Origin of the sequence: Pseudomonas tremae (genome assembly GCF_001401155.1) — a bacterium.
GTDB lineage: Bacteria > Pseudomonadota > Gammaproteobacteria > Pseudomonadales > Pseudomonadaceae > Aquipseudomonas > Aquipseudomonas tremae.
Map to the genome: position 1 here is coordinate 144,690 of NZ_LJRO01000024.1, position 21,664 is coordinate 166,353.

The following is a 21,664-nucleotide window of genomic DNA, read 5'->3' on the forward strand; positions in this document are numbered from 1 at the left end:
CACGCTGGGGCGCAGGAACGAGAAGCAGCGCGGGTGGCCGCGCTGCATCAACCTCTAGAAAAGCACTTTCACTACATCCGCAAAGCGCTTGGCGAAGTGCACGGTAATGCCCTCCTTGAGGTAATCCGGCAGTTCCTCGAAGTTGCCACGATTGGGCTCCGGCAGGATCAGTTCGTGGATTTTCTGGCGACGGGATGCAATGACCTTTTCACGCACACCACCGATGGGTAGCACGTGCCCGGTCAGTGTCAGTTCGCCGGTCATGGCGACACCTTTCTTCGGCGCCTGATTACGCGCCAGTGACAGCAGGGCACTGGCCATGGTCACGCCCGCGCTGGGGCCGTCCTTCGGGGTTGCGCCCTCGGGAACGTGTACATGCACGAACGCCTCATCAAAGAACTTCGCGTCGCCACCGAATTTCGACAGGTTAGCGCTGACGTAGCTGTAGGCGATTTCTGCCGACTCCTTCATGACATCACCCAATTGCCCGGTCAGCTTGAAGCCGCGGTTCAAGGTGTGAATGCGGGTCGCTTCGATCGGCAGGGTTGCGCCACCCATGCTGGTCCAGGCCAGGCCGGTGATCACGCCGACACCCGATAGCACTTGCTCGCTACGGAACACGGGCATGCCCAGTGAGGCTTCAAGGTCTTTCGGACCGATCTTGATCACCGAGTCGGGCGCATCGAGCAATTTGACGACAGCCTTGCGCACCAGTTTGCCGAGCTGCTTTTCCAGATGCCGCACACCGGCTTCCCGCGCGTAGCCTTCAATGACGGCACGCAAGGCAGTATCACTGATGGTCAGCTTGTTCTTGGCGACGCCTGCTTTCGCCAGTTGCTTGGGCCACAGGTGACGTTTGGCAATCGCCAGTTTTTCTTCAGTGATATAGCCGGACAGGCGAATCACTTCCATACGGTCGAGCAGCGGACCGGGGATCGAGTCCAGGGTATTGGCGGTACACACGAACAGCACTTTGGACAGGTCCAGGCGCAGGTCCAGATAATGGTCGAGGAATTCGACGTTCTGTTCCGGGTCCAGGGTTTCCAGCAGCGCAGAGGCAGGATCGCCCTGATAGCTCTGGCCCATTTTGTCGATCTCATCGAGCATGATGACCGGGTTCATGACTTCGACATCTTTCAGCGCCTGCACCAGCTTGCCCGGCTGGGCACCGATGTAGGTGCGGCGGTGGCCCTTGATTTCGGCCTCGTCACGCATGCCGCCCACACTCAGCCGATAAAACGGGCGACCCAGTGATTCGGCGATAGAGCGGCCGACGCTGGTCTTGCCCACACCCGGCGGGCCGACCAGCAATACGATCGAACCGCTGATCTCGCCCTTATAGGCGCCGACGGCGAGGAATTCGAGAATCCGCGCCTTGATGTCATCCAGCCCGGCGTGGTGCTGATCGAGCACCTTGCGCGCGTGCTTGAGGTCCAGCTTGTCAGCGCCGTAGACACCCCACGGCAACGAGCTGGTCCAGTCCAGATAATTGCGCGTTACAGCGTATTCCGGCGAGCCGGTTTCCAGCACCTTGAGCTTGCCGATTTCCTCGTCGAATTTCTTGCGCGCCTGCGGGGGCAAGGTCTTGCCTTCCAGACGTTGTTCGAACTGCTCAATGTCGGCGCTGCGGTCGTCTTTGCTAAGCCCGAGCTCCTGCTGGATGACCTTGAGCTGCTCCTTGAGGAAGAACTGACGCTGGTGCTCGCCGATCTTGCGGTTCACCTCGGCAGAGATTTCTTTCTGCAGCCGCGCAACCTCGACCTCCTTGCGCAGCATTGGCAGGACTTTCTCCATGCGCTTGAGCATCGGCACGCAGTCAAGCACCTGCTGCAGCTCGACACCGGTTGCAGAGGTCAGCGCAGCGGCAAAATCCGTGAGCGGCGAAGGATCGTTGGGGCTGAAGCGATTGAGGTAGTTCTTCAGCTCTTCGCTGTACAGCGGGTTCAGCGGCAGCAGTTCCTTGATCGCATTGATCAGGGCCATGCCATACGCTTTCACCTCGTCAGTGGGCTCGTTGGGCTGTTGCGGGTACTCGACTTCCACCAGATACGGCGGACGATGATGCTTCAGCCAGGTGCGAATACGCACCCGGCTGAGCCCTTGTGCCACGAACTGCAGACGACCGTTTTCACGACTGGCGTGGTGAACTTTCACCAAAGTGCCATACTCGGGAAGCGCAGCCGTGTCGAAGTGGCGCGGATCTTCCTGAGGGGTGTCCATGAAAAACAGCGCCAGCGAGTGATGTTCGGACTTGCTGACCAGCTCTAGGGTCTCGGCCCAGGGCTCTTCGTTGACGATGACCGGCAGAACCTGCGCCGGGAAGAACGGGCGATTGTGGATAGGAATGATGTAAACCTTGTCGGGCAGGTTCTGGCCGGGCAAGGCAAGCGAGGTGCTGTCGGAACTCAGAGACACGTCGTGCTCGTCTTCGTCGTTGGGCAAATCTGGCGAGTCTGTCTGCTGGTCGCTCATGGGGCACCTGAGAAGTTGAACATGGCTCTTAGATGGGGCAGCGATCCTCAGGTTTCAATAGTTTCGGTCGATAGTCTGTAAAGGGGCAATTAAAACCGACATCTCGTGGCATGGAGGCAGTCAGCTCTGTACGGCGCTGGCTTATTTAGTCGCGGCACTGCCGCTTTGGGTTGAATCAGGTATGACCAACGGATTTTTTTCAGCGCTGCTGGCCGGATTATGGATGGCATCAGCTGTGACGGCATCGGCCGCTACCTTTACGGCGCAAGTAATCGACAGTCAGGGCAAACCTCTCGCGGATGCGGTGGTGACTCTGCAGGGGCCAGCCGGCACTGCACCGGTAGCGCTTCAGGCCGCGATGGATCAGCGTGAGCAGGAGTTTGCACCTCACGTACTGGCCGTTCACTCGGGTACTCAAGTCAAATTTCCCAATAGCGATAACATTCGCCATCAGGTTTATTCGTTTTCTCCGGCCAAGCGCTTTGAATTGCGTCTTTATGAAGGCACCCCTTCAGCTCCGCTGTTGTTCGACAAGCCTGGCGTAGTAGTGCTCGGCTGCAACATTCATGACTGGATGGTTGGCTATATCTACGTGACCGACGAGCCATGGTTCGGCGTTACTGACAGCAATGGCCTGTTGAAGCTGGACCAACTGCCCGCCGGTCATTATGCCGCCACGCTCTGGCACCCGAAGATCGAAGACATGCAGCCGGTGTCAGGCGACGAGTTCGACGTGCCCGCGACGGGCCTGGTTCAGCAATTCAAGCTGAATGTCGAGGTGAGTCCCGATGACAAACCCGCCAAACCCGCGCCCGGTGGGTTCGGCGAAGCCTTTCACAAGGCCGCCCATGAATGAAGCTTAAAATCAGCTTTCAGGCGCGTATCGCCGGGGTTCTGATTGCCCTGTTGATGATCGTCGTGTGCGCCGTCTTTCTCGCGGTCAAGTTGGCCACCGGGGATGCTGTGCGCACTCAGGCCCAGGCGCAGCTGGAAGTTGGTAGTCGTGTGTTTGAACGCTTGATGGACCTGCGCGGCAAGCGGTTACGTGACGGCGTGCAGTTGCTGGCGACCGATTTCGGTTTTCGCGATGCGGTGGCCAGCTCTGATGCATCGACCATTCGATCGGTATTGATGAACCACGGCAAGCGGATCAATGCCAGTGAGATGTTTTTGCTGAGCATGGACGGTATCGTCCGTGCGAGCACCGTGGCTGAAGTGCCTGAAGGCTCCATATTCATTTACGACCAGGCGCTACGCAACGCCAAGCGCGCTGGTCAGTCAGTACTTATTATTCCCGGTGGCGGTATACCTCATCTGCTGGTTGAAAGTACCGTGCTGGCCCCCCTGCCGATCGGTCGGGTGGTCATGGGTTTTGCCATCGACAGCAACATTGCCGAAGAGCTGCGCTCGCTCAGCGGTCTGGAAGTCTCTTTTCTTGCTGTAGAGAACGGTAAGTCGGGCAACTTGATCAGTACTCAGCCACCCGCACTGCATGAGGGGTTGGTCGAGTTGATGAGAAGCTCCTCTGGCGGACAGATGCGTATCACCGAACAGGCGAATCTGAACTTCCTCAGTCAGACCCTGATGCTTGCCAACACCGGAAATGCTGGCGACGGACAAGTTATCGCACTGTTGCAAAGCCCTCTGGACAAGGCCTTTCAGGCCTTTGCACCGCTGGATGAAAAGATTTTCTGGATATCCATGGCCGCTGTACTGGCGTCGTTGATCGGTACGCTGGCGCTGGCCCGAAGCGTCTCGTTGCCAGTGCGTGCGCTGGCCATTGCTGCCAAGCGCATTGGTGACGGTGACTACGAGACGCCGGTTAACATGGCCCGTAGCGACGAACTGGGCATGCTTGCCGACGCGATCAACACCATGCAGCACGGCATTGCCATGCGTGAGGGACAGTTGGCGCACAACGCGTTGCACGACAACCTGACCGGGCTGCCCAACCGCGCACTGGTCATCGAGCGAGTAGGTAGTCTGATTGCAGTCCAGCGTCAGTTTGCCTTGTTGTATCTCAGTATCGAGAACCTGACGACGATCAACGAAAGCGCTGATGCAGAGGGCGTCGAGCAATTGTTGCGTCAGGTTGCCTTGCGCCTGCAGGGCATTGTGCGGTCCGGTGATACGCTTGCCCGGTTGAGCGCTAATGAATTTCTCTTGCTGCTGGACAACACTGCCAGTGATGGCGCCGTGGGTATGGCCGACGCCGCACAACGCCTGATCAACAAACCGCTGCGCATCGATAATCAAGAGCTCACCCTTGAATGCTGCATCGGCATCACGGTTTATCCCGAGCATGGCGGTTCAGCCCAGGAGCTGTTGAATCGTGCGGCGATTGCACGCAAGGACGCAGCCTTGCTGCCAGGTCGTCTGCAAATCTATGAGGACGGTCGCGACCTTGCTCACCAGCGCCAGATCTGCCTTATCCGTGACTTGCGCAAAGCCCCTCAGCGCGGCGAACTGACGCTGCACTATCAGCCCAAGCTGGACATCCGTCAGGGCTATGTACGTCAGGCCGAAGCCTTGCTGCGATGGATGCACCCGCGCTTCGGCAATGTCTCGCCTGCTGAATTCATTGTGCTGGCCGAGCGTACCGGCAGTATTCATCTGCTGACCGACTGGGTCATCGAAGAAGCATTTCGGCAGCTGGCCGACTGGCGCCAGCGTGGGCTGATATTGCAGGTCTCGGTCAATATTTCCGCAGATGACTTGTTAAGCGGCGATCTGGCTGGCTATGTCGTGCGCTTGATCAAGCAATATGGTGTACCTGCAGAGCAGCTGGTATTCGAGATCACCGAAAGCGCCGTCATGAGCGAGCCGGAAAAAGCGCTGATCGTTCTGCACCGCCTGCGTGACTGTGGCATCAGTCTGTCAATCGATGACTTCGGCACCGGCTATTCATCGCTGGCGCATTTGAAACGGCTGCCGGTGCAGGAATTGAAAATCGACCAATCCTTCGTTCGCGACCTGGATGAAACCAGTGAAGATGCAGTTATCGTGCGAGCGACCATTGAAATGAGCCACAACCTGGGGCTCAAGGTCGTGGCCGAAGGCGTTGAATATCAGCACAGCCTGGACCTGCTCCGGCGCTGGCACTGTGACACGGCGCAGGGGTATTTGATCAGCCGTCCGTTGACGGCTGTCGCCTTTGAGGCGTGGATGACCCAGTCCGAGGGAGCACCTGGCTTCAAGGTGAACTGAATTATGTCCTATAGAATTCCGTTAGTGCTGGGCTGTGTTCTGGGAGCTGTTGCGCCGTTTGCGCTGGCTGACAACGGGCGCCTGATCGCAACGGGCGGTGCATCAAGCATCGAAGGCAGCGCGGGCGGTGGTATCACGCCCTGGGCGGTTATCGCTGGCTACAGTGAGCAAGGCGAGTGGGGCGCAACGGCCTTTGCCACGCATGTCGATCTGCCCGACTACCACCTGGATGTGGCGGGCCTGGCTGTCGGCTACGGCAACAGGGTCGAGTTTTCCTACGCGCATCAGCGCTTCGACATCAGCACCCTGCAGCGCTCACTGCGCCTGCCTGACGATAACCTCAGCCAGGACGTGTTCGGGGTCAAGCTGCGGCTGTTTGGTGACTTGATCTATGACAGCCTGCCGCAGGTGTCTTTGGGGTTGCAGTACAAGCATCAGACTAATTTTCTGATCCCAAGACTGGCGGGCGCTCAGCGCGATTCTGATGTCGACGGTTACCTGACGGCCAGTCGGTTGTTCATGGGTGCCGCATTTGGCTACAACGTGGTGGTCAACGGTGGTCTGCGTTACAGCCGCGCCAATGAAATGGGTCTGCTGGGCTTCGGCGGTGATCGGCGTGACAGTCGCAGCGTACTTAAGGAGGGCTCCGTCGCCGTCTTGTTCAACCCTCGTTGGGCGATGGGCGTCGAGTACCGTGAGAAGCCGGATAACCTGTCAATTGCAGGTGAAACCGATTGGGCCGATTTGTTTGTCGGGTATTTCCCCAACAAGCATCTATCGGTTGTGCTGGCCTACGCCCACCTGGGCGAAATCGCCACGCTGGAAAACCAGAACGGCACGTATTTGTCCGTGCAGGGGAGTTTCTGATGAAGCGCCTGCTGATTTGCCTGATGTTGACGGTACTGGCAGGGTGCGCCCAGCAACCGCCCAAGGATGACAGCCTCTATCAGGATCTGGGTCAGCGTGCCGGCATCCAGCGCATTGTTGAAGGTATGCTGCTTAACATTGCCAAGGATGAGCGCATTGTCGGGCACTTCAAGAAGGTCAACATTGTGCGCTTGCGCGACAAGCTGGTCGAACAGTTCTGTGTCGAGGCGGGCGGTCCGTGCCATTACTCGGGTGACAGCATGGCCGAGGCGCACAAGGGGCAGAGCCTCACCCCCAGCGACTTCAACGCGCTGGTCGAGAACCTGATCGCGGCGATGGACACCGAAAATGTCCCGGTCCCCGCCCAGAACCGCCTGATCGCCCGGCTGGCACCGATGCGCGGCGAGGTCCTCGATAAGTAACATGGCTTAGTGGCATGCCTCTCGAATCAGTTCGTTGGTACGCAGTCAGTGAAGCTCTGCGTCACAATTCGACGGCACGCCGCACATTCAGGATCGGACGCAGAGCGTCCAGAACGGCATCACCACGCTGGAGCGCGGGGACGATAGTCTCCAGCCTCGCCTCAACTCAGCCGCGTCAAATACTCCGGCACTTCCTGTTCCGGTAACACCGAGAGCACTTTCAAGCGCTGGAGCATACGTTGCCGGGCGCGTTGCAGGTGTTCCCTGAGGTTCAACGCCGCTGCGTCGAAAGCGCCGTGCAGCAATAGCTCGATGATCAGTCTGTGTTCGGCCAGCATCGCTTCGTCTGCGCCGATGTCCAGCAAGCGGTAAAAAATCCGGTTGACGATCATCGGGCTCTGCGCCTGACTGATCAGGGTTGCGATCTTGCGGTTTTGCAGGCCCGCCAGGCATTGCTGATGCAAATCATCCTCGAGGCGCTCGATCTCTTCGAGGCTGCAGAGCTCTGTGTTCTGAGCCCGTATGACTCTGGCCAGCATCGCTTCCAGGGTTTCGCGACTCAGCTGCGGCGCAGTCTGGCGCAAGGCCTCGGGCTCAAGACACGCGCGCAGCTCGTAGTCTTCGGTGATTTCCCGTGCAGTCAGCGGTCCTGCCAGCCATTGCGAGTAGGGCTCCTTTTCCACCAGACCACGATCACGCAAACGCATCAGAGCCTCACGCACCACGGCGCGGCTGACGCCGTAATGCTGCGCGGCACTCTGTTCATCCAGACGGTAATGACCAAACGCAATACAGGCTGACAGCGCCGCGCCAATCTCATCATGAATGCGCTCGCCAAGCGGGCGGGTATCGACCAGCTCTTCAGTGCTGTCCAGACCGAACTGCTTGTGGCTCAGGCTCAGCCGCAACGGCTCGACGTGCTCGCTTTGCGGATTGACCAGATAGCCTCGGCCATCGAAACGGCTGATCAGCTCTTCTTCATGCAGCAGGTTGAGCGCCTTGCGCACCGGCACCCGGCTGGTGCCGAACAGCTCCGCCAGCGGTGCTTCAAGCAATACCAGTCGAAACAATGGCGTTACGCAGTACTTCACGGATCATGGCGTAGCGCGATGCGGTGCGCGGGTCCTCTTCTGACATTGCTTTCTTACACTTCTGGCGGCTGACGGACGATTCTCGCACAGATGCATCGTTGTCACCTTGGGCTACGTCCTGATGCTCGCTCATGGGGCCACCGTTACTTTTTTGCACTGAAATGTACCTTTTGTAAAAGATACATTATTTCTTTATGACCGTTTGATCCGCCTGCAAGTCCGGTTCCAAACAGCACAGCTGCCAGCAAGGAGAGGTTCTAGCACGCGCGTTCCAGCTCGATGGAGGGCTAAAGTCCCGCCGCGAAGGCCTGTTACCGCACAGATTGGCACGAAACCTGCCTCTAATAAATGTACATTTTATGAATAAGTACATTTTCAAGGTGCGGCTTTATGATCGATACCGGGAGTGCCACGATTCGCCAGGATGCCTGTGCAATGGCAGAGGATTTCGCCAAGGGTCGCAGTGATCCCCTGCGGGTTCTGGACATGGCGCTGCAGCAGGCAACGCAGGTCGATAACGTGTTCATTTCCATGAGTGTCGACCGCGCGCGCCGCGAAGCCGAGGCTTCTGCCGCCCGCTGGAAGCAGGGGCAGCCATTGAGCCCGTTTGACGGTGTGCCGATCGCCTGGAAAGACCTCTTCGATGTGGCCGGCAGCGTGACCACTGCTGGTGCAGCCGTACGCAATAACCTGTCACCGGCGTTGCTGGACGCCCCGAGTGTCGGCCTGCTGGCACGATCGGGGATGGTCAGCCTGGGCAAGACCAACCTGAGCGAGTTCGCCTATTCCGGTTTGGGCTTGAATCCCCATTTCGGCACACCGATCAACCCGCTGAGCGACAGCACGCCGCGCATCCCGGGCGGGTCTTCCTCGGGTTCAGCGGTCGCGGTGGCTGCCGGGATCGTGCCGATTGCGATGGGCACCGACACCGCAGGTTCGATTCGTGTTCCTGCTGCGTTCAATGGCTTGGTGGGGTTTCGCAGCACCAGCCGCCGTTACAGTCGCGACGGCGTGTTTCCGCTTGCTCTGACGCTGGACAGCATCGGCCCGTTGACCCGCAGTGTGCGCGATGCACTGGTCATCGATGACCTGCTTTGTGCGCGCAGCAAACCTTCTTCGCTGATACCGCGCAGCCTTGCCAGCCAGCGATTTCTGGTCGACAAGGCCGTGCTGGATGACGAACGGGTCGAGCCCGCGGTGCGTGACAATCTGCTGCGTGCCATCGACATCCTGCATGCCGGCGGGGCGTTGATTGAAGTGCGGCCCTGCCAGGCGTTTCAGGCCACCTTGCTGTTGATCCGGCAGCACGGCTGGCTGGGCGCTGCAGAGGCTTTTGCGCTGCATCAGCCGTTGCTGGACAGCGACGCCGCAGACCAGCTTGACCCAAGGGTCCGCAAGCGCCTGGAAGCTGCGCGGCATATGCCGGCCAGTCTGCTGGTCAATTTGTATAACGCGCGTGAGCAATTGCAGGAGCAGCTGGCCGCCGAACTCGATGGTGCGCTGTTGCTTACCCCAAGCGTCGCCCATGTTGCTCCGCCGCTGGCGCCCTTGTTGGCCGACGACGAGTTGTTCGTGCAAACCAACCTGGCCACGCTGCGCCTGACCATGTCCGGCAGCCTGCTGAACATGCCAGGCGTATCGCTGCCCAGCGGCGTCGATGCGGCGGGCTTGCCCACCGGTCTGTTGCTCAGTGCTCCGGCCGGGGAGGACGCGCGTCTGCTGCGCGCCGCACTGGCGGTCGAGGCGTTGCTCAACTCCGTGTGAACTGATGCCGTTGAACCCTTGCAAACCGGCACGCGCGCGAACTGCCGTGATGCCGCTCTGATAAACCAGCGGGAGAACCAAGATGGCCAAAGAAATTCTGTGTGCGTTTGGTGTGGATGTCGATGCAGTCGCAGGCTGGCTCGGCTCGTATGGCGGTGAGGATTCACCTGACGATATCTCGCGCGGGCTGTTCGCTGGCGAAGTGGGCGCGCCACGCCTGCTCAAACTGTTCGAACGGTATGGCCTGCGCACTACCTGGTTCATTCCCGGGCACTCGATGGAGACTTTCCCCGAGCAGATGAAAGCCGTGGCCGACGCCGGGCATGAAATCGGCGTGCATGGTTACAGCCATGAAAACCCGATCGCCATGACCCCGGAACAGGAAGAGATCGTTCTCGACAAATCCATCGATCTGATCACGCAGATGACCGGCAAGCGTCCCACTGGCTATGTCGCGCCGTGGTGGGAATTCAGCAACGTGACCAACGAGCTGTTGCTCAAGAAAGGCATCAAGTACGACCACAGTCTGATGCACAACGACTTTCATCCGTACTACGTTCGCGTCGGCGACAAGTGGACCAAGATCGACTACAGCCAGCACCCGGATACCTGGATGAAACCGCTGGTGCGTGGCGAAGAAACCGATCTGGTAGAGATCCCGGCCAACTGGTATCTGGATGACCTGCCGCCAATGATGTTCATCAAGAAAGCACCCAACAGCCACGGCTTCGTCAACCCGCGGCACCTGGAAGAAATGTGGCGCGACCAGTTCGACTGGGTCTATCGCGAGCACGAACACGCCGTTTTCACCATGACCATTCACCCGGACGTGTCTGGTCGCCCGCAAGTGCTGCTGATGCTGGAGCGCTTGATCGAGCACATTCAAAGCCATGCTGGCGTCAAGTTCGTAACGTTCGACGAGATTGCCGACGACTTCGTGCGTCGCAATCCCCGTACCCGCTGATTCATTGCCCTGTCCGAGGCGTCACTCATGTCCATATACAATAAGCTTGACCTGAACGGCTGGAAGCCTGAGCAACTGACTCCTGACCAAGTACGGTTCGCCACATGGATTGCGTTTTTCGCGTGGGTGTTTGCGGTATACGACTTCATTCTGTTTGGCACGCTGTTGCCGGAAATCGGTCGGCATTTCGGCTGGAGTGAAGTGGAGCAGGCCGAAATCGCGACGCTGGTCGCGGTCGGCACGGCGGTAGTGGCGCTGGCCATCGGTCCGCTGGTAGATCGCCTGGGACGGCGCGTGGGTATCATTTTCACCGTGAGCGGTTCGGCAATCTGCTCGGCGCTCACGGCTATCGGTGGGGCGTGGGGCAAATCGCCGCTGATCCTGATCCGCTCGCTGGGCGGTCTGGGGTATGCGGAAGAAACAGTCAACGCGACCTACCTCAGCGAAATCTATGCGGCCTCCGATGATCCGCGTCTGGCCAAACGTCGCGGCTTTATCTACAGCCTGGTGCAGGGTGGCTGGCCGGTCGGTGCGTTGATCGCGGCGGGGCTTACAGCCGTTTTGCTGCCGATCATCGGCTGGCAGGGCTGCTTCGTATTCGCCGCTATTCCGGCCATCATCATTGCGATCCTGGCGCGCAAGCTCAAGGAAAGCCCGCAATTCCAGATCCACCAACGCATCACTCAACTGCGCAAGAAAGGTGATGTGAGCCAGGCGCAAGCCGTTGCACAAACCTACGGCGTCGACTACGACGAACACAGCAAGGCGGGTATTGGTGCCGCTTTCCGGGGTTCTTCGCGTCGTGCCACCCTGGTGATCGGGGCGGCGATCCTGCTCAACTGGGCGGCGATTCAGGTGTTCAGCGTGCTGGGCACGACGGTAATCGTCAGCGTTCACCACATCTCGTTCGAAAACTCGCTGATCATTCTGGTGCTGTCCAACCTGGTGGGCTACTGCGGTTACCTGTGCCACGGCTGGATGGGCGACCGAATCGGCCGTCGTAACGTCATCGGCCTTGGCTGGATGCTCGGTGGTCTGGCGTTCGCCGGCATGCTGTATGGGCCTAGCAACATGGTAACAGTCGTCGGTCTGTACAGCCTCGGCCTGTTCTTTCTGATCGGCCCTTACTCGGCAGCGCTGTTTTTCATCAGTGAAAGTTTTCCAACCAGCATTCGGGCTACCGGCGGCGCAATCATCCATGCCATGGGCCCGCTCGGCGCTGTGGTTGCGGGTTTCGGTGCCACATCGGTACTGAGCGCAGGCGGTGACTGGCAGACCTCGGCCTTGTACTTCGGCGCAGTGCCATGCTTCCTGTCGGGTGCGTTGATGTTTGCCGCCAAACATGTGCGGCCTGAAACAGTGAAATAAGGAGCAAGCACATGGTTCGTAAAGTTGCAGTGATAACCGGTGCCGCCAGCGGCATCGGCCAGGCACTGGCAGTGGCCTTTGCCAGGCAGGGTGTTGCGGTGGCAGGCGGGTACTACCCGGCTGACCCGCACGACCCGGAGCACACGCGTCAGTTGGTGGAGGCGGCGGGCGGCGAATGCCTGATGCTGCCGCTGGATGTAACCTTCACCGAGTCCGTCGACGATCTGGCCGCGCAGGCAGTCAAAGCGTTTGGTCGGCTTGACTACGCGGTGGCCAATGCCGGGTTGCTACGTCGCGCGCCGTTACTGGAAATGACTGACGAGCGCTGGAACGCGATGCTCGACGTAGACCTGACCGGCGTAATGCGCACCTTTCGCGCTGCTGTCCGGCATATGGGCGAGGGCGGGGCGCTGGTGGCGATTTCTTCGATTGCCGGGGGCGTCTACGGCTGGCAGGACCATTCCCATTACGCCGCCGCCAAAGCTGGCGTGCCAGGGCTGTGCCGGTCGCTGGCGGTGGAACTGGCACCCAAAGGCATTCGCTGCAATGCCGTAATTCCAGGCCTGATCGAGACGCCGCAGTCGCTGGACAGCCAGAACTCGCTAGGCCCTGAAGGGCTGGCGAAGGCGGCCAAGGCCATCCCGCTGGGCCGTGTTGGCCGTGCTGACGAGGTGGCTTCGCTGGTGCGTTTTCTGTGCAGTGACGAAGCCAGTTACCTGACCGGGCAAAGCATCGTGATCGACGGCGGCCTGACCGTGCGCTGGCCGGAGTAGATCGCGCAAACTCAACCGAGGAACCCGACCCATGCAACAACTCAAACAAAAACGCGCAGTGATCACGGGTGCAGGCAGTGGCATAGGTGCAGCCATAGCCCGTGCATATGCGACGGAAGGTGCGCGGCTGGTGCTGGGCGATAGAGACGCCGATAGCCTGGAAAGGGTCGCCGCGCAGTGCCGCGAGCTTGGCGCGCAGGTGCATGAATGCGTCGCCGACGTGGGCAGTGTCGAGGGCGCGCAGGCCAGCGTCGATGCCTGCGTCAAGCATTTCGGCGGCATCGATATTCTGGTCAATAACGCCGGCATGCTCACCCAGGCACGCTGCGTCGACCTGAGCATAGACATGTGGAACGACATGCTGCGCATTGACCTGACCAGCGTATTCGTGGCCAGCCAGCGTGCTTTGCCACACATGATCGCGCAGCGATGGGGACGCATCATCAACGTAGCCTCGCAACTGGGTATCAAGGGCGGGGCCGAACTGACCCACTACGCCGCCGCCAAGGCCGGGGTGATCGGTTTCAGCAAATCGCTGGCGCTGGAAGTCGCCAAAGATAACGTGCTGGTCAACGCCATCGCGCCCGGTCCTATCGAAACGCCCCTGGTCGCGGGTATCAGCAGTGCCTGGAAAACCGCCAAGGCCGCCGAACTGCCGCTGGGCCGTTTCGGTCTGGCCGAAGAGGTCGCGCCGGTCGCTGTGCTGCTGGCCAGCGAACCAGGCGGTAATCTTTTCGTCGGCCAGACGCTTGGGCCCAATTCCGGCGACGTCATGCCATGAGCAAACTGCTGGAGAGCAACTGATGTGTGGACTGTGCGGCCTGCTGGGCGAAGATGTGCACTGGAGCGATCCGCTGGCGACCGAGCTGCCTCGGCGCCGTGAACGCTTTCGGCGTATTGCCGCGATCAACAAAGTGGTTGCGCCGTTTCGTTTGAAGGTCGAAGACTTTCAGGGCGTTTCCTATCTGTTGCTGGGGGCCACCGGCAAGCAGGAGCTGGCGACCGGTCTGGAGCAGCTGTGGCAGAAGGCCGAATTGTTGATCGGTCGGCCACTGGATCCGCTGGACCCCAGCCTGCTCGAGCATTTGCAGAGGTCATCATGAGCATTGCCCTGAATGTGATTACCGGTTTTCTCGGCAGCGGCAAGACCACCTTGCTCAAGCGTCTGCTGGCCGATGAGAGCATGGGCGACACCGCGCTGCTGATCAACGAGTTCGGTGATGTCGGCATTGATCACCTGCTGGTCGAAGAGGTCGCGCCGGATACCGTGCTGCTGCCCAGCGGTTGTGTCTGCTGCACCGTTCGGGGTGAGCTGAAAGACGCATTGCTGAGCTTGCTGGATCGCCGCAATCGCGGAGACATTCCGGCATTCCGGCGGGTAATTCTGGAGACTACGGGCCTCGCCGACCCGGCCCCCATTCTCACAACCCTGAGCAACGATCCGCAGTTGCGCGGGCGCTTTCACATCGGCTTGATCGTTACGCTGGTGGATGCCTGCCACGCCGAGTTGCAAGAGCGTCTGCACCCGGAGTGGCTGGCCCAGGTAGCGGCGGCGGACCGGCTGTTGCTGAGCAAGACCGATCTGGTAGACAAGCCCGCACTCGACGCGTTGCGCGGCCGTCTGCAGGCGCTCAATTTTTCTGCACCGTTGCTGGATACCGCGCAGATCCACAGTGGTGATCAGCTATTGCTCGGCGAAGGCGTTCGCAGCGCCGAACCTGCCATCGAGGTGACGCGCTGGCAATTGCACCGTGTCGAGTCGACGTCAGCACGGCACGGGGACGCGCAGGTGTGTTGCCTGACCTTCGATCGCCCGCTGGACTGGGTCGGTTTCGGGGTGTGGTTGTCGATGCTGTTAAGATGCCACGGCGAGCGAATCCTGCGTGTCAAAGGGCTGCTGAACGTGAATGATAACCAGGGTCCCATCGTGATTCATGGTGTGCAGCATTGCTTGCATGCGCCGGTGCATCTTGCCGCGTGGCCCGGTGACGATTGTACGTCGCGGCTGGTTTTTATCCTGCGCGGGCTGGACCCGGACTTGCTGCGTCGCTCGTTTGACGTCTTCTCCCATAGCTTCGCGCCACTGCCAAGCGAGTCAGTTGCATGACCATTACCCTGCGTGTGCTTGGCACGTCAGTGACCTTGCTCGAGTCCCTGCGCGAGCGTGCCGAGCAGGATCTCGGCATCAGGCTGACTTACCAGATTCATGATGTGCAGACTGCGCAACGTATTGCGGTCATGCAGCCGGACAGCTACGACCTTTACGATCAGTGGTTTCATAACGTCGACTTCGTCTGGCCGGCGCGGGCCATCCAGCCCATTGATACGCGGCGTATTGCGCTGTGGCATGAAATCAACGATTTGCCCAAGCGTGGTCGCTTGCGGCCGACCGATCAGCCGGGCAGTGGCAGCGTGCCCAGCGAGCGTTTGTTCGTGCAACATGATGGCAGCTTGGGCAGTGGCGTCACCGAGCGCATCAGCATGTTGCCGTTGACCCACAACGCGGACAGTTTTGCCTACCGCCCCGAGCGATTGCCGGACGGCCTGAGTTCTGCGGACGAAAGCTGGGGCTGGTTGCTGGACCCAGCGTGGGGTGGCCGGATTGCATTGCAGAGCGATGCGGCCATCGGCGCGCTGGATGCCGCGCTGGCGGTGCAGGGCGCAGGACTGGCGACATTCAACGACATCGGCAACATGAGTATCGAAGAGATCGATCTGCTGGCCGACGTGCTGGTGCGCAAACAGCAGCAAGGGCATTTCGGCGCGTTCTGGTCGGACGACGAAGAAGCCGCCGAACTTATGCTCAGCCCGACCATAGACATTCAGAGCTTATGGTCGCCGACACTCGTCAGGCTCCACCGTGCGGGTGTGAAGTACCGTGTAGCGGTGCCCAAAGAAGGCTATCGGGGCTGGTTTGGCGGTTTGTCGCTGTCACGTCACGCCAAGGGCCCGGTGCTGGATGCGGCCTACGCCTACCTCAACTGGTGGCTGTCCGGCTGGCCGGGAGCGGTGATGGCGCGACAGGGCTACTACATCGGCAACCCGGCGCGCAGTCGCGACCACCTAAGCGCGGCAGAATGGGATTACTGGTACGCCGGCCTGCCTGCCCGCGAACAACTGCTTGGCAGCGACGGTCTGCCCCTGATCGACGCTGGAGAAATTCGCGACGGCGGCTCGTACGAAGAACGCATGGGCCACATCGCCGTGTGGAACTCGGTCATGAACGAGCACAACTACCTGGTGCGCCGCTGGGGCGACATCCTGCGTGCAGGCGGCAAGAGCAGCGCGAAAGCGCGGTAGGTACTGATCGAGACCCCTCAAGAGCGCACGCAGAGCGTCCGGAACAGCGTTGCTGCAATGGTGCGTTGGGCCGATAGATGATCTGCAAAACACTATCGTGCGAATGCTCCCACGTCTTGTCCGATAGCAAACGCAACTGAGGTCCAGGTTTCAATGGCGACAAAAAAAGGCGGCTACCTCTCGGTAGCCGCCTTTCATTTACTTCAACACCACCTTACTTCGGCAGTTTGAACGCCATCACGTAGTCACCTTGCTTGGTGCCCAGCGAACCATGACCGCCAGCCACGACCAGTACGTACTGCTCGCCGTCCTTGCCGGTGTAGGTCATCGGGGTGGTTTGCGCGCCTGCTGGCAGACGGGCTTCCCACAGCTGCTTGCCATTGCGTACGTCGTAGGCGCGCAGATACTGGTCAAGCGTAGCGCTCATGAATGCCAGGCCGCTGGCGGTCATGAACGGGCCTCCCAGGCTTGGAACACCCATGGTCAGCGGAAGTGGAATCGGCGAGCTGTCGCGTACAGTGCCGTTTTTGTGCTTCCAGATGGTTTTATGGGTGGTCAGGTCGACTGCCGCGAGATAACCCCACGCCGGTGCCTGGCAGGGCAGGCCCATAGGCGACAGCAGCGCTTCGAGGATCACGCCGTATGGCGCGCCTTTGTTCGGTTGCACGCCTTCGGTTTCGCTCTTGCGACCCGGGCCGCCTTCAACTTCTGCGGAAGGTACAAGTTTGGATCGGAACGCCATGTAGTTCGGGTTGACGAAGGCGATCTGGCGAACCGGATCGACTGCAATGCCGCCCCAGTCGAACACACCGAAGTTACCCGGATAAACGATCGAGCCCTGCAACGATGGCGGCGTGAACGGGCCGTCGTAGCGCAGCGACTTGAAGTCGATCCGGCACATCATCTGGTCAAACGGAGTCACGCCCCACATGTCGCGCTCTTTGAGCGGCGGCGGCATGAAGTTGAGGTCGGACTTCGGTTGGGTCGGCGAGGTGTGGTCGCCTGCAACAGCGCCTTGCGGGACCGGCACTTCGTTGATCGGCACGATTGGCTTGCCGGTGCTGCGGTCCAGAACGTAAATGCTGCCCTGCTTGGTCGATGCCAATACCGCTGGCTTCACGCCATCGGCGGTTTTCATGTCCAGCAGGGTCGGTTGACCGCCCACATCCATGTCCCACAGGTCATGGTGGGTGAACTGGAAGTCCCAACGAACGCGACCGGTAGCGATGTCCAGTGCAACCAGACCAGCGCTGTACTTCTCGGACTCCGGCGTACGATCACCGCCCCACTGGTCTGGCGTCTGGTTGCCCATCGGCAGGTAGATCAGGCCGAGTTTTTCATCGACGCTGAACATGGACCACATGTTCGGCGAGTTGCGGGTGTAGATCTTGCCTTCGGCAATCGGAGCGGTTTCTTCCGGGTTGCCACTGTCCCAGTTCCAGACCAGACGACCGGTGTGGACGTCGTAGGCACGGATCACGCCGGACGGCTCGTCGATCGACACGTTGTCAGTGACGTGACCACCGATGATCACCAGGTCTTTGGTTACTGCCGGTGGCGATGTGGAGTAGTAACCGCCAGGTGCGAACGTGCCCATGTTGGCCGTCAGATCAACCGAGCCTTTGTTGCCGAAGTCTTCGCACATCTTGCCGGTGTCGGCGTTCAGGGCGATCAGACGGGTGTCGGCCGTCGGCAGAAAGATTCTGCGTGGGCAAGCGCTTGCCGTGGCCGTGCTATCGGCTGCCGGGTTTTGTGCCGGAGCGCTGGCGGCATACGCTGCATCGTCGTGGTAGGAAACGCCACGGCAGGTCATGTGTGCCCAGCCTTTGAAGTTGGCTGCGTTCTGAGTGCTGAGCTTCGGATCGAAGCGCCAGATTTCCTTGCCTGAATCCGGATCAAGGGCGATCACCTGGCTGTGCGGCGTACACACGTAGAGCATGCCGTTGACTTTCAGCGGGGTGTTCTCGGCTGTGGTTTCACCTGGGTCATTCGGGCCAGGAATATCGCCTGTGCGATAAGTCCAGGCCGGCTCCAGCTTGTTCACGTTTTCCGGGGTAATCTGCGTCAGTGGCGAATAGCGATCGCCGAAAGCCGTACGGCCATACGACTGCCAATCGCCGTCGGGCATAGCCGGAGCGGTATTGGTGGTGCCAGCAGTTTCGCGGTCCAGTTGGCCTTCGATACGTCCAGGATTGGTAAACTGGCTGGCCAGCGCGGTCAGACCGGCCAGCACCACAGCGATACTCAATGCACCCGTGCCCATGCGCGCCGGGCCGTTGAGCAGCAGCGGACGGCGGAACCAGGGCAGCAGCAAGACAATACCGAGTGCGAACCACAACGCCAGACGCGGCACCAGTTGCCACCAGTCCAGACCGACTTCCCACAGCGACCATACGGTACTTGCGAACAACAGCAGCGCGTAAAGCCCGAGCGCGGCCGCGCGTCCGGTGAGCAACAACACGCCGGTGACGGCAAAACCGACGCCCGCCAGCAGGTAGTAAAGAGAGCCGTCCAGTTGCAGCAGGCGGACGCCGCCGACTAGCAACGCCAGCCCCATCAGCAGGATCACCAGCCCGAGCAGGGTCGGTAACAGGCGATTTCTGTTTGAAGCACCGTCAGTGCTCATAATGCGAATCTCCGCGAGAAGTAAGTGATTGGTGTCTTGTTTTCGTGTGCATCGCCTACCCTGGCGCCATTCCTTGAAGCTGCTTAATGAGACGAATCACTGACAGTTGAATTCAACCGTCGAGCAGAATGCGCTTGTGCGCTCAACCTGCGATGGTCATTGAGTCGTAGACCACCGCTGTCCGAGTTCGTGCATCTGCGTTTATCCGCAGCAATCTCTGGAAGAAGTCTCTGAAAGAAAGGATCTTCAATCCCTAAACCGGCAATGATAGGGCCCTAACGATTTCTCGAAAAGCTTTAAACATGACATGGATCATTGCGGGCCTCGCAACAGTGCATTAAGGCGGATGTGTTTTATCAAAGCGCGGCGCTTACAATGGCCGACTTTGCTGAACCCCGGCGCCTGCCAGCGATCTATTCGGCGTCGGTTCTCTACTCATCCGTTGCAAGGTTCATCATGACGACACCCAATTCCGATCCGCTCCACGGCGTCACGCTGGAGCAGATTCTCAGGGCTCTGGTCGAGCACTACGAATGGTCCGGCCTTGCCGAGCGAATCGACATTCGCTGCTTCAAGAGCGACCCGAGCATCAAGTCCAGCCTCACGTTCCTGCGCAAGACTCCCTGGGCACGAGAAAAGGTCGAGGCGCTTTATGTGAAGCTGCATCGCGGCAAAGGCTGGTAAAGCGCTTCAGCCCTACACGTTCGGCAGGGAAGCTGGCACTCAAGGAAACAGATCGATGCACAGCGAACACCCGCACACCGCGCAGGGACAGCGCTATTACGCTCTGGTTGCGGCCTGTCTGGGATGGTCGGGGCTGGTCATCCAGCTTTATCTGATCTTCATGGGGCGCTATGCCGACCATGCCAGTCTGTTGGGCGGGCTGGTAAGGTTTTTCAGTTTTTTCACAGTGCTCACCAACACCCTTGTAGCGGTCGCACTCAGTTGCGCACTGACCGGGCGGCAATCGGCGGGGCATCGGTTTTTTCGCCATCCGGTCGTGTGTGCAGGTATCGCAGTGAGCATTGCGCTGGTCGGCATCGCCTACAACATCCTGTTGCGCCACTTGTGGCACCCGCAGGGCTGGCAGTGGGTCACCGACGAGTTGCTGCACGACGTCATGCCGCTGGCATTTGTAGTGTACTGGTGGATGTATGTGCCCAAGGGGCATTTACGTCCGGGCCATGTTGCGCTGTGGGCGATTTACCCGGTGGTGTATTTCGCCTACGTGCTGCTGCGCGGCAACATGATTGGCGACTATATGTACCCGTTCATTGACGTCGGCACTCTCGGCTTTCTTAAAGCGTTCGTTAATGCATTGGGCGTGCTGCTGGGGTTCGTGTTGATTGCGCTGCTGTTGCTGGCGGTCGACACATGGGCGGCTCGTCGCAAGGGGTGAGTCGCCCGGCGTCGTTTTACGCTTCGCCGTCGCCCAGCTTCCAGTAGCCGGCGGCTTTGACGAAATCTTCTTCCAGCCCGAGTTCGTCCAGCAGCACCCGGCGCAACTTGCGCGACAGGCCGGATTCCGTGGCAACCCACGCATACAGCTTGCCCTCGGGCATCTCCAGGCGGCGAACGACGTCTGTCAGGCTTTGCTCGCCGCGCACAATCCAGATCACATCGACCTGCGCCGCACTCTGGAAAGTCTGTTGTTCCTGTTGATTGGCCACCTCGACCACCACCAGTGCAGCACGACTGGCGGGCAGCGACTCCAGACGCCGGGCAATGGCTGGAATGGCCGTTTCATCGCCGATCAACAGATAGCTGTCGAACATGTCCGGCACTACCATCGAACCCTTTGGCCCGGCGATGTGCAGGAATTGCCCCGGCTTTGCCTGTGCGGCCCAGGTCGCCGCCGGACCTTCGCCATGCAGAACGAAGTCGATGTCCAGCTCGCCGCTGGTTTCGTCGTAGCGTCGCGGCGTGTAATCACGCATGGGCGGGCGTGGCGTGTCCTTGTCATCGGCAGGGGTCAGGTCTTCCAGCGCTGCCTGTTGTTCCGGGGTTTGAGGGAAGAACAGCTTCACATGGTCATCAGTCCCCAAGCTGATAAAACCCGCCAGATCAGGGCCGTGCAGCGTAACGCGGCGCATTAGCGGGGTCAGGTCGGTGACCCGCAGCACTTCCAGCTTGCGACGCTTGATTTCATGCATGACGCGATGGATCGATTGTGGCGAATTCATTCGGTTGTCTCCGAGGCAGACTGAGGCCCATCGACAATGGCCTTGGCGGTGGTATTGAGCAAATCGCTGACCCTGAGGATTTCTTCCGGGCTCCAGCGACCGTGGTGCATTTGCAAGGCATGCCGCAAATTGTGTACCGCTTCGTGAATCTCGGGCGGACGGTCATGGCCGCGCAACGAACGCTTGCTAACATCGATACGTGTCCGCACGCCCTCAAGGGCAACGGCCTGGTCCTGCAGCGAGCTGCGCCCAGCTTCAGTGACGGTGTAAAGCTTCTTGCCGGCCTGGGCGTCGCCAAGAATCATTTCGCTTTCTTCAAGAAAGGTCAGGGTTGGGTAGATGACGCCAGGGCTCGGGCAATAGGCGCCGTCGAACAGACCCTCGATCTTGCGGATCAGGTCGTAGCCGTGAGCAGGTTGCTCGGCGATCAGCGCCAGCAACAATAATTTCAGGTCCCCTGGGGCGAAGACCCGCGGGCCGCGTCCACCGCGTTCGCGGCCAGGGCGCTTTTCGAAACCGTCGCGGTCCTCGCCTGCTTCACGAAGGTGGGGCGGACGATGATGGGGAGGGTGTTTGTCTTCACGCATTTTTTTCATCTCTGGTTACACGTTAGATATACCTTAAGAT

At 59.9% G+C, this 21,664-nt stretch carries 18 protein-coding genes and 1 pseudogene; 14 read left to right on the forward strand and 5 right to left on the reverse strand.

The genetic code is table 11. The annotated features are described in order from the left end of the window. Positions 1 to 54: 54 nt before the first annotated feature. Entirely contained in the window at positions 55 to 2,472 is a 2,418-nt protein-coding gene (gene lon / locus ALO43_RS01200; RefSeq protein ID WP_024691476.1) for an endopeptidase La, read from the reverse strand. A gap of 181 nt (positions 2,473 to 2,653) precedes the next feature. Between lon and ALO43_RS01205 the strand changes: the two genes are divergently transcribed. The 4 genes from ALO43_RS01205 to ALO43_RS01220 are packed head-to-tail and all read left to right on the forward strand — an operon-like array spanning position 2,654 to position 6,968. After that, a complete protein-coding gene (locus tag ALO43_RS01205; protein WP_054996986.1) occupies positions 2,654 to 3,328 on the forward strand; it encodes a methylamine utilization protein in 675 nt (224 codons plus the stop codon). Beyond that, on the forward strand, positions 3,325 to 5,679 hold the full coding sequence (locus ALO43_RS01210) for a bifunctional diguanylate cyclase/phosphodiesterase (RefSeq protein ID WP_005889269.1): 2,355 nt from the start codon (positions 3,325 to 3,327) through the stop codon (positions 5,677 to 5,679). Before ALO43_RS01205 ends, ALO43_RS01210 begins: the two co-directional genes overlap by 4 nt. Before the next feature lie 3 nt (positions 5,680 to 5,682). Further along, a complete protein-coding gene (locus ALO43_RS01215; RefSeq protein ID WP_042932162.1) occupies positions 5,683 to 6,546 on the forward strand; it encodes a DUF3034 family protein in 864 nt (287 codons plus the stop codon). Continuing rightward, on the forward strand, positions 6,546 to 6,968 hold the full coding sequence (locus ALO43_RS01220) for a group I truncated hemoglobin (protein WP_053931470.1): 423 nt from the start codon (positions 6,546 to 6,548) through the stop codon (positions 6,966 to 6,968). Before ALO43_RS01215 ends, ALO43_RS01220 begins: the two co-directional genes overlap by 1 nt. A 161-nt stretch (positions 6,969 to 7,129) precedes the next feature. Here ALO43_RS01220 and ALO43_RS01225 read toward each other — a convergent pair. Then, positions 7,130 to 8,105, reverse strand: a pseudogene (locus ALO43_RS01225) (GntR family transcriptional regulator). A gap of 344 nt (positions 8,106 to 8,449) precedes the next feature. Between ALO43_RS01225 and ALO43_RS01230 the strand changes: the two are divergent. From ALO43_RS01230 to ALO43_RS01265, 8 genes are all read left to right on the forward strand, one after another. Next, a complete protein-coding gene (locus ALO43_RS01230) occupies positions 8,450 to 9,823 on the forward strand; it encodes an amidase (RefSeq protein ID WP_053480749.1) in 1,374 nt (457 codons plus the stop codon). Between the two features lie 82 nt (positions 9,824 to 9,905). Further along, entirely contained in the window at positions 9,906 to 10,787 is an 882-nt protein-coding gene (locus tag ALO43_RS01235; protein WP_002554892.1) for a polysaccharide deacetylase family protein, read from the forward strand. A gap of 27 nt (positions 10,788 to 10,814) precedes the next feature. Beyond that, positions 10,815 to 12,155 (forward strand): MFS transporter, encoded by a 1,341-nt coding sequence (locus ALO43_RS01240; RefSeq protein ID WP_005889276.1) that lies wholly within the window; start codon positions 10,815 to 10,817, stop codon positions 12,153 to 12,155. 11 nt (positions 12,156 to 12,166) lie between these two features. Next, positions 12,167 to 12,928, forward strand: a complete 762-nt coding sequence (locus tag ALO43_RS01245; protein WP_024671672.1) for an SDR family NAD(P)-dependent oxidoreductase — start codon at positions 12,167 to 12,169, stop codon at positions 12,926 to 12,928. Positions 12,929 to 12,959: 31 nt separating this feature from the next. Next, the gene (locus ALO43_RS01250) at positions 12,960 to 13,709 is read left to right on the forward strand and encodes an SDR family NAD(P)-dependent oxidoreductase (protein ID WP_024690243.1); all 750 of its coding nucleotides are present in this window, start codon (positions 12,960 to 12,962) and stop codon (positions 13,707 to 13,709) included. 22 nt (positions 13,710 to 13,731) lie between these two features. Continuing rightward, complete coding sequence (locus ALO43_RS01255; protein ID WP_005889279.1) at positions 13,732 to 14,031, forward strand: hypothetical protein; 300 nt, start codon at positions 13,732 to 13,734, stop codon at positions 14,029 to 14,031. After that, positions 14,028 to 15,035 carry a CobW family GTP-binding protein gene (locus tag ALO43_RS01260; RefSeq protein WP_054996987.1) on the forward strand — a complete coding sequence of 336 codons (1,008 nt, stop codon included), beginning with the start codon at positions 14,028 to 14,030 and terminating at the stop codon, positions 15,033 to 15,035. The genes ALO43_RS01255 and ALO43_RS01260 overlap by 4 nt, the downstream gene beginning before the upstream one ends. Then, positions 15,032 to 16,228 (forward strand): ABC transporter substrate-binding protein, encoded by a 1,197-nt coding sequence (locus ALO43_RS01265; RefSeq protein WP_053931468.1) that lies wholly within the window; start codon positions 15,032 to 15,034, stop codon positions 16,226 to 16,228. The genes ALO43_RS01260 and ALO43_RS01265 overlap by 4 nt, the downstream gene beginning before the upstream one ends. Before the next feature lie 214 nt (positions 16,229 to 16,442). Here the strand turns inward: ALO43_RS01265 and ALO43_RS01270 are convergent, their stop codons facing one another. After that, entirely contained in the window at positions 16,443 to 18,854 is a 2,412-nt protein-coding gene (locus tag ALO43_RS01270; RefSeq protein ID WP_053480748.1) for a glucose/quinate/shikimate family membrane-bound PQQ-dependent dehydrogenase, read from the reverse strand. A gap of 456 nt (positions 18,855 to 19,310) precedes the next feature. Between ALO43_RS01270 and ALO43_RS01275 the strand changes: the two genes are divergently transcribed. Further along, positions 19,311 to 19,538, forward strand: coding sequence for a VF530 family protein (locus tag ALO43_RS01275; RefSeq protein ID WP_004658220.1), 228 nt, complete (start codon positions 19,311 to 19,313; stop codon positions 19,536 to 19,538). A 55-nt stretch (positions 19,539 to 19,593) separates the two neighbouring features. Next, the gene (locus ALO43_RS01280) at positions 19,594 to 20,253 is read left to right on the forward strand and encodes a Pr6Pr family membrane protein (protein ID WP_005889288.1); all 660 of its coding nucleotides are present in this window, start codon (positions 19,594 to 19,596) and stop codon (positions 20,251 to 20,253) included. A gap of 16 nt (positions 20,254 to 20,269) precedes the next feature. Here ALO43_RS01280 and ALO43_RS01285 read toward each other — a convergent pair whose 3' ends face one another. Further along, a complete protein-coding gene (locus ALO43_RS01285) occupies positions 20,270 to 21,037 on the reverse strand; it encodes a siderophore-interacting protein (RefSeq protein ID WP_054996988.1) in 768 nt (255 codons plus the stop codon). Beyond that, complete coding sequence (locus tag ALO43_RS01290) at positions 21,034 to 21,633, reverse strand: PadR family transcriptional regulator (protein WP_005889290.1); 600 nt, start codon at positions 21,631 to 21,633, stop codon at positions 21,034 to 21,036. Before ALO43_RS01290 ends, ALO43_RS01285 begins: the two co-directional genes overlap by 4 nt. Positions 21,634 to 21,664: the final 31 nt, after the last annotated feature.

Excerpts from the sequence above, each read along its gene's own strand:
- lon (WP_024691476.1), bottom strand. The coding sequence starts at position 2,472 with ATGAGCGACCAGCAGACAGACTCGCCAGATTTGCCCAACGACGAAGAC.
- ALO43_RS01205 (WP_054996986.1), top strand. The coding sequence starts at position 2,654 with ATGACCAACGGATTTTTTTCAGCGCTGCTGGCCGGATTATGGATGGCA.
- ALO43_RS01210 (WP_005889269.1), top strand. The coding sequence starts at position 3,325 with ATGAAGCTTAAAATCAGCTTTCAGGCGCGTATCGCCGGGGTTCTGATT.
- ALO43_RS01215 (WP_042932162.1), top strand. The coding sequence starts at position 5,683 with ATGTCCTATAGAATTCCGTTAGTGCTGGGCTGTGTTCTGGGAGCTGTT.
- ALO43_RS01220 (WP_053931470.1), top strand. The coding sequence starts at position 6,546 with ATGAAGCGCCTGCTGATTTGCCTGATGTTGACGGTACTGGCAGGGTGC.
- ALO43_RS01230 (WP_053480749.1), top strand. The coding sequence starts at position 8,450 with ATGATCGATACCGGGAGTGCCACGATTCGCCAGGATGCCTGTGCAATG.
- ALO43_RS01235 (WP_002554892.1), top strand. The coding sequence starts at position 9,906 with ATGGCCAAAGAAATTCTGTGTGCGTTTGGTGTGGATGTCGATGCAGTC.
- ALO43_RS01240 (WP_005889276.1), top strand. The coding sequence starts at position 10,815 with ATGTCCATATACAATAAGCTTGACCTGAACGGCTGGAAGCCTGAGCAA.
- ALO43_RS01245 (WP_024671672.1), top strand. The coding sequence starts at position 12,167 with ATGGTTCGTAAAGTTGCAGTGATAACCGGTGCCGCCAGCGGCATCGGC.
- ALO43_RS01250 (WP_024690243.1), top strand. The coding sequence starts at position 12,960 with ATGCAACAACTCAAACAAAAACGCGCAGTGATCACGGGTGCAGGCAGT.
- ALO43_RS01255 (WP_005889279.1), top strand. The coding sequence starts at position 13,732 with ATGTGTGGACTGTGCGGCCTGCTGGGCGAAGATGTGCACTGGAGCGAT.
- ALO43_RS01260 (WP_054996987.1), top strand. The coding sequence starts at position 14,028 with ATGAGCATTGCCCTGAATGTGATTACCGGTTTTCTCGGCAGCGGCAAG.
- ALO43_RS01265 (WP_053931468.1), top strand. The coding sequence starts at position 15,032 with ATGACCATTACCCTGCGTGTGCTTGGCACGTCAGTGACCTTGCTCGAG.
- ALO43_RS01270 (WP_053480748.1), bottom strand. The coding sequence starts at position 18,854 with ATGAGCACTGACGGTGCTTCAAACAGAAATCGCCTGTTACCGACCCTG.
- ALO43_RS01275 (WP_004658220.1), top strand. The coding sequence starts at position 19,311 with ATGACGACACCCAATTCCGATCCGCTCCACGGCGTCACGCTGGAGCAG.
- ALO43_RS01280 (WP_005889288.1), top strand. The coding sequence starts at position 19,594 with ATGCACAGCGAACACCCGCACACCGCGCAGGGACAGCGCTATTACGCT.
- ALO43_RS01285 (WP_054996988.1), bottom strand. The coding sequence starts at position 21,037 with ATGAATTCGCCACAATCGATCCATCGCGTCATGCATGAAATCAAGCGT.
- ALO43_RS01290 (WP_005889290.1), bottom strand. The coding sequence starts at position 21,633 with ATGAAAAAAATGCGTGAAGACAAACACCCTCCCCATCATCGTCCGCCC.